The sequence below is a fragment of the Streptomyces sp. yr375 genome (assembly GCF_900110755.1).
Lineage (GTDB): Bacteria > Actinomycetota > Actinomycetes > Streptomycetales > Streptomycetaceae > Streptomyces.
Window position 1 is genome coordinate 1 of record NZ_FOFF01000083.1, and the last position, 15,901, is coordinate 15,901.

At 73.1% G+C, this 15,901-nt stretch carries 2 protein-coding genes; both read left to right on the plus strand.

The annotated features are described in order from the left end of the window. Positions 1-21 precede the first annotated feature (21 nt). Positions 22-9,999, plus strand: a complete 9,978-nt coding sequence (locus BMZ82_RS38260) for a type I polyketide synthase (RefSeq protein WP_256252337.1) — start codon at positions 22-24, stop codon at positions 9,997-9,999. A 46-nt stretch (positions 10,000-10,045) separates the two neighbouring features. Beyond that, a partial coding sequence (locus BMZ82_RS38265) for a type I polyketide synthase (RefSeq protein WP_371271365.1) occupies positions 10,046-15,901 on the plus strand: 5,856 nt, incomplete at its 3' end.

Sequence of the window (15,901 nt, forward strand, 5' to 3'; positions counted from 1 at the left end):
ATGAGTGGCACCAACGCGCACGTGATCATCGAACAGGCCCCCACGACCGACGCCGCTGCCCGACCAGCCGCAATTAACCCGGTCGTCATCCCCCTCTCCGCTCACAGTCCGGCCGCGCTGACCGCCCAGGCGGAACGGCTGCGCGAACACCTGACGACCAGCCCACTGCCGGTCGCCGACGTCGCCGTGACGGTGGCGACCGCCCGCGCCGCCCTCGGACATCGCGCCGCGCTGGTCGCGGCCGACGGCGACGAACTCCTCGCCCGTCTCGACGAGGTGGCAGCCGGACAGGGCATGACCGGGCCGACGGCGGAAGGTCGTACGGCCTTTCTGTTCTCAGGTCAAGGCAGCCAACGGGTGGGTGTGGGGCAGGAGTTGTACGCCGCTTATCCCGTGTTCGCCGATGCGCTGGATGACGTGTGCGCGCGGTTCGAGGGCCTGCGGGAGGTGTTGTTCGAGGGCGGGGAGCTGATCGACCGTACGGAGTTCACGCAGCCTGCGTTGTTCGCGGTCGGGGTGGCGTTGTTCCGGCTGCTGGAGTCGTGGGGCGTACGGCCGGACTTCGTCGCGGGGCATTCGATCGGCGAGATCGCTGCCGCGTATGTGGCGGGGGTGTGGTCCCTGGAGGACGCCTGCACGCTGGTCGCTGCGCGTGGTCGGCTGATGGGTGCTCTGCCTGAGGGCGGGGCCATGCTCGCGGTGGAGGCGTCCGAGGCGGACGTACTGCCGGAGCTGGACGAGCGCGTTGCCGTCGCGGCGGTGAACGGTCCGACGTCGGTCGTGGTGTCCGGAGATGCGGGAGCCGTCGGTGAGTTGGAGTCACGTTGGCGTGAACAGGGCCTGCGTGTAAAGCGATTGACGGTCAGTCACGCGTTCCACTCCCCACTGATGGCTCCGATGCTGGCCGAGTTCCGGTCGGTGGCCGAGGGGTTGACGTACGACGCCCCGCGTATCCCGCTCGTGTCGAACCTGACCGGCGAGACGGCCACGGCCGACGAACTGTGCTCGCCCGAGTACTGGGTGCGGCATGTCCGTGAGGCCGTCCGTTTTGGCGACGGTGTGCGGTCGTTGTACGGCCACGGTGTCCGTACGTTCGTCGAGCTTGGTCCGGGCGGGGTGCTGTCGGCCATGGCCCAGGAGACCCTGACGGATGCGGACGACGCCGTCTGCTCTCCGACGCTCCGTCACAACCGCGCCGAACTGACCTCGCTCAACACCGCGTTGGCGACCCTGTACGCGCGTGGCGCGGAGCCCGACTGGGAGGCCTACTTCGCCGGGACGGGTGCCCGGCGCGTGGTTCTGCCGACGTACGCGTTCCAGCGGCGGCGGTTCTGGCCCGAGCCGGGACCGCTGCGGCTCGGCGACGTGTCGGCGCTCGGCGTCGAGCCGGTCGCCCACCCGCTCCTCGGCGGCAGCGTGATGGTGGCCGGTGAGGGGACGACCCTGCTGACCGGACTGCTGTCGCTGCGCACCCAACCGTGGCTGGCGGAACACCAGGTGCTGGGCTCGGTACTGCTGCCCGGCACGGCGTTCGTGGAAATGGTCGTACGGGCCGCCGAGGAGGTCGGCTGCTCGCTGCTGGAGGACCTGACGCTGACCGAACCGCTCGTTCTGGCGGCGGACACGGCGGTACGGGTACAGGTCCGGGTCGAGCCCGCCGACGACACCGGCCGACGGACCCTGGGCGTCTACGCGCGCCCTGCCGACAGCACCGACGCCGACTGGACGCGCCACGCGCTCGGTACCGTCTCCGACGAACTGCCGCAGCCGCAACCGGAGATGACCGTCTGGCCGCCCACCGGAGCGGAACCGGTGCCGGTCGAGGAGCTGTACGCACGTCTGGCGGAGGCCGGTTACGTCTACGGACCGCTGTTCCAGGGGCTGCGGGCGGCCTGGTCGCGGGACGGTGAGACGTACGTCGAGGTGGCGCTGCCGGAAGACCGGCGCGGCGACGCCGAGGGTTTCCGCGTGCACCCGGCGCTGCTGGACGGCGCGTTGCACGGCGTGGGGCTCGGCACGCTCGGCGAGGGGCCGGGACGGCTGCCGTTCAGTTGGTCGGCCGTCTCGGTCAGCGCCGTCGGCGCGGCGCTGCTGCGGGTGCGGCTGGTGTCCAGCGGCCCGGACACGGTCTCACTGACCGCCGTCGACGGAACCGGGCAGCCGGTGCTGTCGGTCGGTGCGCTCGTCATGCGCCAGGCGACGGCTGTGCCGGCGAGCCGTCACGAGGTGCCGCTCCACGAGGTGCGCTGGCTGCGGCAGCCGCTGCCACAGCCGCCGTCCGGTCCCGCGTGGGTACTGCTCGACACGGAGGGCGACGACGTCCACGCGCCGGTGCCTGACGGTCTCGCCGTCGCCCATCGCGTCGGTGGCCTGGCCGAGGTGCCGGACGGCGGCGATGTGCTGGTCCGGCTGGACGCCTCGGACGGGCCGGCGGCCGTGCTGCCCCTTCTCCAGGCATGGCTGGGCCGGGAGTCGGGTGGCCGGTTGGCCATCCTGACCGGCGCGGCCAACGGACTGGAAGCGGCTGCGGTGTGGGGCCTGGTCCGGTCGGCGCAGGCGGAGAACCCGGGCCGGTTCGTGCTGGCCGATGTCGACGGTACGGCGGAGTCCTGGGCCGCGCTCACGGCGGCGCTGGCCACTGGCGTGGAGCAACTGCGGTTGTGTGAGGGTGAGTTGTCCGTGCCGAGGCTGGTGCGGTCTGGGGCTGACGAGGTCCTGGCGGTGCCGTCGGGTGCGGACGCGTGGCGGTTGGACAGTGTGGTGCGGGGGTCGTTGGACGCGCTGGAGTTGGTTCCGTTCGAGGAGGCCACGGCCCCGTTGGGAGTGGGTGAGGTGCGGGTCGCGGTGCGCGCCGCCGGTGTGAACTTCCGTGATGTGTTGAACGCGTTGGGGATGTATCCCGGTGCGGTGCCGCTGGGTATCGAGGCGTCGGGCGTGGTGCTGGAGACCGGGCCAGGGGCCGGGGCCGGTGGTCTGGCTGTGGGTGATCGGGTGTTCGGGCTGGTCTCGGGTGGGTTCGGTCCGGTCGCGGTGACGGACGAGCGGTTGTTGGCGCGGGTGCCGGACGGTTGGTCGTTCGCCGAAGCGGCGTCGGTGCCGGTGGTGTTCCTGACGGCTTGGTATGCCTGGCGGGACCTGGCTCAAGTGCGGGCTGGCGAGCGGGTGTTGGTGCACGCCGGTGCCGGTGGCGTCGGTATGGCGGCGATTCAGCTTGCGCAGCATCTGGGTGCCGAGGTGTTCGCGACGGCGAGTCCGGGCAAGTGGGATGTGCTGCGCGGTCTCGGCTTGGACGACGATCACATCGCGTCCTCCCGGGACACGGCCTTCGCGGAGAAGTTCAGCGGCATTGATGTGGTGCTGAACGCTCTCGCGGGTGAGTTCGTCGATGCTTCGCTGTCGGTGCTGGCTGAGGGTGGCCGGTTCCTGGAGATGGGCAAGACCGACGTCCGTGACGCGGCCGAACTGGCAGTCAGTTACCAGGCGTTCGACCTCTTCGAGGCGGGTCCGGACCGGATCGCGGAGTTGCTGGCCGAGCTGCTGGAGCTGTTTGGCACGGGTGTGGTGGAGCTGCTCCCGGTGCGGGCGTGGGACGTACGCCAGGCCCGTGACGCCTTCCGTTTCGTGAGCCAGGCCAAGCATGTCGGCAAGGTCGTGCTGACCGTCCCGGCGGCGCTGGACCCGGACCGCACGGTGCTCGTCACCGGCGGTACGGGCGGTCTGGGTGCACATGTGGCCCGGCACCTGGTGGCCGAACACGGTGCCCGCAACCTGCTGTTGGTCTCTCGGCGCGGTCCGGACGCCTCCGGCGCGGAGGAGTTGCGTGCCGATCTGGCCGAGTTGGGTGCCGCTGTACGGATCGTGGCCTGCGATGTGGCCGACCGGGACGCAGTGGCGGACCTGTTGGAGTCCGAGCGGCTGACGGCCGTCATCCACACCGCCGGTGTCCTCGACGACGGTCTCGTCACCGCGCTCACCCCCGACCGCATGGCGACCGTCTGGGGCCCGAAGGCCGACGCGGCACGTCACCTCCACGAACTCACCGCCGGTCACGACCTGTCGATGTTCGTCCTGTTCTCCTCCCTGGCCGGTGTGTTGGGCTCGGCCGGGCAGGGCAACTACGCGGCTGCCAATGCCTACTTGGACGCGCTGGCGGCGTACCGTCGCGCCGCCGGTCTGCCCGCGACCTCGGTGGCCTGGGGACCGTGGTCCCAAGCCGGGGGCATGACCGGCACCTTGGACGAGGCTGACGTCCGACGCATGGCCCGTAGCGGTGTGTTGCCGATCGATGCGGGGCAAGGCATGGCGCTGTTCGACGCGGCGTGGGGCGGAGTGGCGTCCGCGCCCACGGCGGTGCGGCTGGACGGGGCGGGGCTGCGCGAGCACGCTGCCGCAGGGACGCTGCCCGAGCTGCTGACCGGCCTGGTGAGTGCGCCTCGCCGCCGGGCGTGGGACGCGGCGTCCGACACCGGAGTCCAGGCCTTCGCACGGCAGTGGGCGGGGCTGGACGCGGCGGAGCGGGCGAAGCGGCTGCTGGAACTGGTGCGGGTGCAGGTCGCGGCGGTGCTGGGGCACGGTTCGCCCGAGGAGATCGATCCGGACCGTGCCTTCAAGGAGTTGGGCTTCGACTCGCTGACGTCGGTCGAGTTGCGTAACCGCCTGAACGCGGCGACCGGACTGCGGTTGCCCGCCACGCTGGTGTTCGACCACCCGACGGCCGGTGCGCTGGCCGCTCAGTTGGGCGTCGAGCTGTTCAGCACCGACGAGCCCACCGGCGCGCCCACGGCCGTACCGCAGGCAACCGTGACCACGATCCTGGCGTCCGCCGACGATCCGATCGCGATCATCGGCATGGCCTGTCGCTTCCCCGGAGGCGTCCGGTCGCCGGAGGACCTGTGGCGGCTGGTGGCCGAAGGCGCGGATGCCATCGGGCCGTTCCCGTCCGACCGGGGCTGGGACGTGGACCGGCTGCTGGGCGCGGACCGGGAGCGGGCCGGGACCTCGCACGCGGCCGAGGGTGGCTTCCTCTACGACGTCGCCGATTTCGACGCGCGGTTCTTCGGGATCTCGCCGCGTGAGGCGCTGGCGATGGACCCGCAGCAGCGGCTGCTGCTGGAGACCTCGTGGGAGGCGCTGGAGCGGGCGGGAATCGACCCGCAGTCGGTACGCGGCAGTGTGACCGGCGTCTTCATGGGGTCGGCGTTCTGCGGCTACGGCTCGGCCACTGCGGACAAGCCGGAGGGACTGGAGGGCCACCTGCTCACCGGCACCACCGGCAGTGTGGCGTCCGGCCGGGTCGCGTACACCCTCGGCCTCCAGGGCCCGGCGGTGACCGTGGACACCGCCTGCTCGTCGTCGCTGGTCGCGCTGCACCTCGCGGGGCAGGCGCTGCGCGCCGGGGAGTGCACGATGGCGCTGGTCGGCGGCGCGACCGTCATGGCGACACCGGACATCTTCACCGAGTTCAGCCGACAGCGCGGCCTCGCCGCCGACGGCCGCTGCAAGTCCTTCGCCGACGCGGCCGACGGCACGGGCTGGGGCGAGGGCGTCGGCATGCTGCTGGTCGAACGACTCTCCGACGCCCAGCGCAACGGACACCGGGTGCTGGCGGTGGTCCGAGGCTCCGCCGTCAACCAGGACGGGGCCTCGAACGGGCTCACCGCCCCCAACGGCCCCTCCCAGCAACGAGTCATCCGCCAAGCGCTGGCCAACGCCCGCCTCACCCCCGCCGACGTCGACGCCGTCGAGGCGCACGGCACCGGCACCGCCCTCGGCGACCCCATCGAGGCGCAGGCCCTGCTGGCGACGTACGGCCACGACCGCGCCGAGGACCAGCCGCTGTGGCTGGGCTCGGTGAAGTCCAACATCGGCCACACGCAGTCCGCTTCGGGCATGGCCGGGGTCATCAAGATGGTCATGGCGCTGCGGCACGGCACGCTGCCGCGCACCCTGCACGTCGACCGGCCGTCGGGCGAGGTGGACTGGTCGCGCGGCGCGGTGAGCCTGCTGACCGAGGCCCGGCCGTGGCCCGAGACCGGCCGGCCGCGCCGGGCGGCGGTCTCGTCGTTCGGCATCAGCGGCACCAACGCCCACTCGGTGCTGGAACAGGCCCCCGACGCCCTCCTGCCCGCACCCCTGCCCGACGCCCTACCTTCCCCTTCCCCTTCCCCTTCCCCTTCCCTATCCCTTTCCGAGCCGCTCCTTCCGCTGTCCGCGCGGGACGCCGATGCCCTGCGCGAGCAGGCCCTGCGCGTCGCCGCGCTGCTGCGGGACGAGACCGTACGGGTGCCTGACGTGGCGTATGCCCTGGCCACCAGCCGGGCGACGCTGGAGCACCGAGCGGTCGTGCTGGGCGGCGCACGAGGCGCTGCCAAGGACCGCACCGAGCTGGTGGCCGCGCTGGAGGCGCTGGCCGAGGGCCGCGAGACACCGTCCGTGGTACGCGGCCGGGCCGCCGCCGGCGGTACGGCGTTCCTCTTCTCGGGCCAGGGCAGCCAGCGATCCGGTGCCGGACGGGAGCTGTACGGGTCGTTCCCGGTGTTCGCGGCCGCGATCGACGGGGTGTGTGCGGCCTTCTCGGGGTTGCTCGAACGTCCTCTGCGTGAGGTGCTGTTCGCGGCGGCCGGTTCGGCCGACGCGGAGCTGATCGACCAGACGGCGTTCACGCAGCCCGCGCTGTTCGCGGTGGAGGTTGCGCTGTTCCGGTTGCTGGAGTCGTGGGGCGTCACGCCGGACTTCCTCGCGGGCCACTCCATCGGTGAGATCAGCGCCGCGTACGTGGCGGGGGTGTGGTCGTTGGAGGACGCGTGTGCGTTGGTGGCCGCGCGCGGGCGGTTGATGGGTGCCCTGCCGACGGGCGGCGCGATGCTGGCCGTCGAGGCGACCGAGGCGGACGTACTCCTTGAGCTGGACGAGCGGGTTGCCGTCGCGGCGGTCAACGGACCCTCGTCGGTCGTGGTGTCCGGCGATGCCGTGGCTGTCGGGGAGTTGGAGTCGCGTTGGCATGAACGAGGCCTGCGGGTCAAGCAACTGACGGTCAGTCATGCCTTCCACTCGCCGTTGATGGATCCGATGCTGGCCGAGTTCCGGTCGGTGGCCGAGGGGTTGACGTACGACGCCCCGCGTATCCCGCTCGTGTCGAACGTGACCGGTGAGCTGGCCACGCCGGAGGAGTTGTCCTCGCCCGAGTACTGGGTGCGGCATGTCCGCGCGACCGTGCGGTTCGCCGACGGGGTGCGGGCGCTGCGCGCCCGGGGTGTGACGTCGTTTGCCGAACTCGGCCCCGACGCGGTGCTGTTGGGCTCCGTACGCGAGACGGTGGCCGACGAGGCCGACGTCGACGCCGACCTCGCGGTGCTGCCGCTGCTGCGGCGGGCCGGGACGAGGGACGAGACACACGGCGAGGCGCACGGGGAGACGCACGGAGTGCTCGCCGCTGCTGCGACCCTGTACACGCGCGGTGAACGCCTGGACTGGCCCGCGCTGTACGGCGGTTGGCGCGGTGCGGCGGTGGATCTGCCGACGTACCCGTTCCAGCGCGAGCGGTACTGGCTGGCCCCGTCGGCCGCCCGGTCCGCACCGGTGCGGGACACGGTGGAGGCGCGCTTCTGGGACGCCGTCGACAGCGAGGACGCGCAGGCACTCGCCGCGACGCTGGATCTCCCCGAGAACCTTCCCGAGATCGCCGAATCCCTGAGTGCCGTACTGCCCACCCTCGCCGGCTGGCGTCGTAGGCAGGGCGAACGCTCGGCCCTGGACGCGCTGCGGTACCGCGAGACATGGGTTCCGCTGCCCGCTCCCACGGCACCGGTGCGGCTGACCGGCGAGTGGCTGCTGATCCTGCCGGAACCGCCAGAGTCGGCGGGACGTGCGGAGCGCTCGTCGCAGTCCGACCTCGTCGACGCCGTCCGCCGGGCACTGACCGGCCATGGCGCTCTCGTGACGGTCGTGCCGGTCGCCCCGGGCGACGACCGGGCGGCGCTCGCCGAACGGCTTCGGGGCATCGCCGCCTCCCGGACACCGGTCGGCGTGCTGTCGCTGCTGGGCCTGGACACCGACCCCTACCCCGGCCACCCCGCGCTGACGGGCGGCCTGGCACTGACCAGCGCGCTGGTCCAGGCGCTCGGCGACGCCCGGGTGGACGCACCGCTGTGGTGTGCCACGCGGGGCGCGGTCTCGACCGGGGCCGCCGATCCGCTCGTCGCGCCGGACCAGGCGCAGGTGTGGGGCCTTGGCCGGGTCGCCGCGCTGGAGCACCCCAACCGTTGGGGCGGCCTCGTCGACCTGCCGGAACGTCTGGACGGGCGCGCCCGCGAACTGCTGTGCGCGATGCTCGGGCAGCCGCAGGACCAGCCGGAGACCCGGTCGGCATCCCGATCGGACGGCTGGCCGGAAGGCGGCTGGTCGGAGGACCAGGCGGCCGTACGGCCCGCCGGCTTGTACGTACGCCGACTGGAGCACGCCCCCGCCGGGTCCACTGCGCCCACCGGGCCCACTGCCCCCGCCGGATCCACTGCCCCCACCGGGCACAGTGCCCCCACCGTGCCCACTGCCCCCACCGTGCCCACTGCCCCCACCGGGACCACCCTGCCCACCACGCCCGCGCCCCCCGCGTGGGCCCCTTCGGGCACCGTCCTGGTCACCGGTGGTACCGGGGCGCTCGGCGGTCATGTCGCGCGCTGGTTGGCGCAGAACGGTGCCCAGCACCTCGTACTGACCAGCCGTCGCGGCCCCGACGCACCCGGCGCGCGCGAACTCGCCGACGAACTCACCGCGCTCGGCGCGCGCGTCACCGTCGCCGCCTGTGACACGGCCGACCGTCCTCAACTGGCGGCCCTGCTCGACGGGTTGCGTGCCGCAGGGGACCTGCCGCGTGCCGTGGTGCATGCGGCCGGGCTGCCGCAGAGCAGTCGTATCGAGGACACCGGCCCCGCCGAACTGACCGAGCTGGTCGCCGCGAAGGTGCTCGGGGCGCGGCACCTGGACGAGCTGCTCGGCGACGAGCCGTTGGACGCGTTCGTGCTGTTCTCGTCCATCGCGGGCGTCTGGGGCAGCGCGGGCCAGGGCGGTTACGCCGCGGCCAACGCCTACCTCGACGCCCTGGCCCGCCGCCGACGGGCGCAGGGCCGCACCGCCGTGGCCGTGGCCTGGGGCCCCTGGGCCGACGGCGGCATGGCGGGCGGCCAGGAGATCCTGGACCACCTGCGCCGCCGGGGCCTGAGTGCCCTGTCGCCGCACACCGCGCTCGCCGCCCTGGGCGCGGCCACCGCCACCACCACGGCAATCGCCCAGGACACGGTCGTCGCCGACGTCGACTGGGCCGTGTTCGGCGGTTCCTTCACCGCCGTACGCCCCAGCCCGCTGCTGTCCGCGCTGCCCGAGATGGCCGCGATGGCGGCGGCCGAGGCGGCGGCGCGGACCGCCGCCGGCGACGAGCCGGAGGCGGCGGACGAACTGGCGGGCCGGCTGGCCGGGCAGTCGTCCGCCGACCGGCGGCGGACCCTGCTGGACGTGGTCCGCGCACAGGTCGCCGTCGTCCTCGGCTTCGGCTCCGCCGACGCCGTCGAAGCCGACCGGGCGTTCAAGGAGCTCGGCTTCGACTCGCTCACCGCGGTCGAGCTGCGCGACCGCGTCAGCTCCGCGACGGGCCTGAAACTGCCCACCACCCTCATGTACGACCACCCGAACGCAAGCCTGCTCGCCGCGCGGCTCGATGCCGAGCTGACCGGCGTCGACCACGGCCCCGTCGTCCCGCTGATGACCGAACTCGACCGGCTCGAAGCGGCGTTGACCTCCGTCACCCCCACCGCCCTGAACACGATCGCACCCGACGACGCCGCCCGGACCAGGATCGCGCGCCGCCTGAAGGACCTGGTGTCCCGCTGGAACGAAGCCACCGGCGCCCCCACCACGACCGCCCTGGCGGAACAACTGGAACAACTGGACGACGCCTCCGACGACGACCTGTTCGACCTCATCGACAAGAAGTTCGGTCAGGGCTGACTCCGGTCCGGCCCCGACCCGCTCGCGCACACGACTACCTCCCCGGGTGAAAAAGGCAATGGCGAACCAAGACAAGCTCCGCGAATACCTCAAGCGCGCCGTCGCCGACCTGGGCGACGCGCACGAGCGCCTGCGGGAGGTCGAGGAAGCCGAGCGCGAACCCATCGCGATCGTCGGCATGGCGTGCCGTTTCCCCGGCGGGGTGAACAGCCCCGAGGAGCTGTGGCGGCTGGTCGCCGGGGGCGGCGACGCCATCGGCGGGTTCCCCGACAACCGGGGCTGGGACCTCGAAGGTCTCTACGACCCCGACCAGGACCCCGACTCGCCGTCCCGGGGCACCAGTTACTCCCGCGAGGGCGGATTCCTCTACGAGGCGGGCGAGTTCGACCCCGGCTTCTTCGGCATCTCCCCGCGCGAGGCCCTGCTCATGGACCCGCAGCAGCGGCTGCTGCTGGAGACCGCCTGGGAGGCCTACGAACGCGCGGGCATCGACCCGGCGACCGCGCGCGGCTCGCGCACCGGCGTGTTCGTCGGCACCAACGGCCAGGACTACGCCGCCCTGCTCGGCTCCGCCCCCGAGGGCGGCGAAGGTTACCTGGCCACCAGCACCGCCGCCAGCGTCGTCTCCGGCCGCCTCGCCTACACCTTCGGCCTGGAGGGCCCGGCGGTCACGGTCGACACCGCCTGCTCGTCGTCGTTGGTCGCACTGCATCTCGCGGTACGGGCCCTGCGCTCGGGCGAGTGCACCATGGCGCTGGCCGGCGGCGTCACCGTCATGTCCACCCCGGGCGCGTTCGTGGAGTTCAGCCGGCAGCGCGGCCTCGCGCCCGACGGCCGCTGCAAGCCGTTCGCCGCCGCCGCCGACGGCACGGGCTGGGGCGAGGGCGTCGGCCTGCTCCTGGTCGAACGCCTCTCGGCCGCCCGGCGTCTCGGGCATCCCGTGCTGGCCCTGGTCCGTGGCTCGGCCGTCAACCAGGACGGTGCCTCCAACGGCCTGACCGCGCCCAACGGTCCGTCCCAGATCCGCGTCATCCGCGACGCCCTCGGCAACGCCCGCCTCACCCCCGCCGACGTCGACGTCGTCGAGGCGCACGGCACCGGCACGACCCTCGGCGACCCGATCGAGGCCCAGGCCCTGCTGACCGCCTACGGCCAGGAGCGGGGGGCGAGCGGACAGCCGTTGCTGCTCGGCTCGGTGAAGTCCAACATCGGCCACACCCAGGCCGCTTCGGGTGTGGCGGGCGTCATCAAGATGGTGCTGGCCATGCAGCACGGCGAACTCCCCAGCTCGCTGCACATCGACGCACCGACACCGCACGTCGACTGGACGGCCGGTGCGGTGGAACTGCTGACGGACAGCGTGCCGTGGCCCGAGACCGACCACCCGCGCCGCGCGGCGGTGTCGTCGTTCGGCGTCAGCGGCACCAACGCCCACACCATCCTGGAACAGGCCCCCGAGCCCGAGCCCCAGGCCGAGGTAGCTGAGGAGCCGGGGTCGTCGGCGTCCGGAACGCCGAACACCGACACCGACAAAGCCATACACCCAGGCACCGACACGCCCGCGCCGCTGCCCTGGGTGCTCACCGGCCGCACGGAAGCGGCGGTGCGCGCCCAGGCCGCCCGGCTCGTGGCGCACCTGACCGCCCGGCCCGAGCAGTCCGCGCTCGACACCGGCTACTCCCTCGCCACCACACGGTCCGCCCTGGACCATCGCGCGGTACTCGTCGGCCAGGACCGGGCCGCGCTGCTGGACGCCCTCGGCGGGCTCGCGGCGGGCGAGGACCCGACGCCGGCGACTCGCGGCACCGTGGGCAGCGACCCCCGCACCGCCTGGCTGTTCTCCGGCCAGGGCAGCCAACGGGTGGGCGCGGGACGGGAGTTGTACGACACCTTTCCTGCGTTCGCGCAGGCGTTGGACGAGGTGTGCGCCCGGTTCGACGGGTTGCTGGAACTCGAACGGCCGTTGCGGGACGTCCTCTTCGATGATGCGGCCGGATTGATCGACCGTACGGAGTTCACGCAGCCCGCGTTGTTCGCGGTCGAGGTGGCGCTGTTCCGGCTGCTGGAGTCGTGGGGGATGACCCCGGACGTCGTAGCGGGGCATTCGATCGGCGAGGTCGCTGCCGCGTACGTGGCGGGGGTGTGGTCCCTGGCCGACGCGTGCACGCTGGTTGCTGCGCGGGGCCGGTTGATGGGTGAACTGCCGTCAGGTGGTGCGATGCTGGCGGTGGAGGCGTCCGAGGCGGACGTACTGCCGGAGCTGGACGAGCGCGTCGCCGTCGCGGCGGTCAACGGCCCGTCGTCGGTCGTGGTGTCCGGAGACGCGGCAGCCGTCGCCGAGTTGGAGGCACGCTGGCGTGAACAGGGCATCCGTGTCAAGCAACTGACGGTCAGTCATGCCTTCCACTCGCCGCTCATGGACCCGATGCTCGCCGAGTTCCGGCGGGTGGCCGAAGGCCTGACGTACCAGGCCCCGCGCATCCCCGTCGTCTCTAACCTCATCGGCCACCTGGCCACGGCCGACGAACTGTGCTCGCCCGAGTACTGGGTCCGGCACGTCCGCGAGACCGTGCGTTTCGCCGACGGAGTCGCCGCGCTCCACCGCGAGGGCGTCCGGACGTTCCTCGAACTCGGCCCCGACAGCGTGCTCAGCGGCATGGCGTCGGCCGTCACCACGCCGCTGGACGAGGCGGCCGAGGGTCCAGCCGAGACGGGTGCCCGTACCGCCGCCGTTCCGGCCGTCCGCCGGGGTCGCGCCGAGGCGACGACGCTGCTGGCGGCGCTCGCCGCGCTGTACGTGCGCGGGGTACCGGTGGACTGGGCCGCGCTGCTGCCCGGCGGCCGACGGACCGAACTCCCGACGTACGCCTTCCAACACGAGCGTTACTGGCTGGAAGGGACAGGAACAGCAGGGACGGGGACGGGGATTCGGGCGGTCGAAGCCGCCGGGGGAGCCGACGCGGCCGGGGTCGACGCGGGTTTCTGGCGGGTGGTGGAGGGCGGGGACGTCACGGAGTTCAGCCGTGTGCTGGGCGTGGACGCCGGTGAGGTGCTGGAGGGCGCGGGTGCCGTACTGCCGGCCCTGTCCGCATGGTGGCGTCGTCGCCGTGCCGCCGCACAGGCCGACAGCCGGCGGTACAGGGTCGTCTGGCGTCCGGCGACCGGTCCGGGCCTGGGCGGTGGCCTGGGCGGCGGCACCGAGGCCGCGTTGTCCGGCCGTTGGCTCGTCCTCGTACCCCGTACCGGGACGGACGACCCGCTGACCGCATGGCTCACCGACGCGCTCGGCGCGGCGGGTGCCGACGCCGTGCCACTGGCCGTGGGCGACGACAGCCGCGCCGAACTGGCCGAACGCATCCTGGCCGCCGCCGTCGGCGCACCCCTGGGCGGCGTACTGCTGCTCCACGGCGGACCCGGTGCGGACGGCGACCAGGACCCGGTGGCCCGGGCGGCTTCCGTGCTGGCCGCCGTCCAGGCCGTGGACGACGCGGGCGTCGGCGTGACCGGCGGGCTGTGGTGTGTCACGCGCGGTGGTGTGTCGGTCGGCGACTCCGACGGAGGAGTGCGCCCCGAACTGGCCGGCGTCTGGGGCCTCGGCCGGGTCGCTGCTCTCGAACTCACCACCCTCTGGGGCGGGTTGATCGACCTCCCCGAAAACCCGGACGCGCGGGCCGCCGCCCGACTGCGCGGCGTGCTCGCGCAACGGGCCGAAGACCAGGTCGCCGTACGGCAGTCCGGGGTGTTCGTCCGTCGTCTGGCACCCGCGCCCGGCGGCGACAGCGCGGCGGCCGGATGGTCGCCGTCCGGGACGGTGCTGGTGACCGGTGGCCTGGGCGGGCTCGGCGTACGGGTCGCCCGGTGGGCGGTGGAGCGCGGTGCCGAACGCGTTGTGCTGGTCGGCCGCCGGGGACTCGACGCCCCCGGAGCCGCCGAGACCGTCGCGGAACTGGAGCAACTGGGTAGCGCCCAGGTCCGTGCGGAGGCCTGCGATGTCGCCGACCGGGCCGCACTCGCGGCACTGGTGGAGCGGATCGACGCCGACGGCCCGCCGCTGCGCGCCGTGATCCACGCGGCCGGTGCCGCCGACTCCGGCCCCCTGCTGGAGACATCGGCCGAGAGCCTGGCCGACGTGATGCGCGCCAAGACGCTGGGCGCGGCCAACCTCGATGTGGTGTTGGGCGAACGGGAGTTGGACGCGTTCGTCGTGTTCTCGTCCATCTCGGGCGTGTGGGGCAGTGCCACGCAGGCGGGCTATTCGGCCGCCAACGCCTACCTGGACGGCCTGGCGTCGGCACGGCGGGCACGCGGTCTCGCGGGCTGCGCGGTGGCCTGGGGCCCGTGGGCGGGTTCGGGCATGGCGGCCGAGGGCCCGGCCGGGCGCGAACTGGCACGGCGCGGCTTGCGGTCCCTCGAACCGGGGACGGCTATCGGCGCGCTGGAGGGCGTACTCGAGGACGTCCTCGCGGGCGGCGAGGCATGCGTGGTCGTGGCGGACGTGGAGTGGGAGCGGTTCGCACCGGCCTTCACCTCCGTGCGTCACACCGCGTTCTTCGAGGAGATCCGCGCCGCCCGACAGGCCCTGGAGGGCGTCGCCGACGACGGCAACCCCTTCGCCGCCCTGCTGGCCGGGCTGCCCGAGACCGAACGGCACCGGCACCTGCTGGACACCGTGCGCGCCGCCGTCGCCGCCGTACTCGGCCATGCCTCCGCCACGGAGGTCGAACCCGGCCGTGCCTTCAAGGACATGGGCTTCGACTCCCTGACCGCCGTCGAACTGCGCAACCGGCTCGCCGACGACACCGGTCTACGGCTGCCCGCCACCGCCGTCTTCGACTTCCCGACCCCCTCCGCACTCGCCCGACAGCTCCGCACCCTGCTGACCGACCTCCCCACACCGAGCGGTCCCGACGCCACGCGCACCACTGTCCAGAGGGCCGACGACGAGCCGATCGCGATCGTCGGCATGGCCTGCCGCTATCCGGGCGGTGTCGGTTCGCCGGAAGAGCTGTGGGAGTTGGTGGCGGGTGGCCGGGACGCGGTCGGGCCGTTCCCCGACGACCGTGGCTGGGACCTGGACGCGCTGTACGACCCCGAGCCCGGCAGCGCCGGCCGCAGCTACACGCGGCTCGGCGCGTTCCTCGACCACGCCGCGACCTTCGACGCCGCCTTCTTCGGCGTCTCACCGCGTGAGGCCCTGGCCATGGACCCGCAGCAGCGACTGCTGCTGGAAACCACCTGGGAGACCTTCGAACACGCGGGCCTGGACCCGGCGACCCTGCGCGGCTCGCGCACCGGCGTGTTCGTCGGCACCAACGGCCAGGACTACGCCGCCCTCCTCACCCACGCCCAGGACGAACTCGGCGGCCACCTCGGCACCGGCAACGCCGCGAGCGTGGTTTCGGGCCGGCTGGCGTACACCTTCGGCCTCGAAGGCCCGGCCCTGACGGTCGACACGGCGTGCTCGTCGTCCCTGGTGGCCCTCCACCTGGCCGTACGCGCGCTGCGGTCCGGCGAATGCACGCTCGCCCTCGCGGGCGGTGTGACCGTCATGGCCACTCCCGGTGCCTTCATCGAGTTCTCGCGTCAGCGGGGTCTTGCGGTGGACGGCCGCTGCAAGGCGTTCGCGGCGGCGGCGGACGGTACGTCGTGGGGTGAGGGCGTCGGGCTGCTGCTGGTGGAGCGGTTGTCCGACGCGGAGCGCAACGGCCATCGGGTGCTGGCGGTGGTGCGTGGTTCGGCGGTTAACCAGGACGGTGCGTCCAACGGGCTGACGGCCCCGAACGGTCCGGCGCAGCAGCGCGTGATCGGGCAGGCGTTGGCGGATGCGGGGCTGACGGCGTCCGAGGTCGATGTGGTGGAGGCGCACGGTACGGGTACGGCGTTGGGTGACCCGATCGAGGCG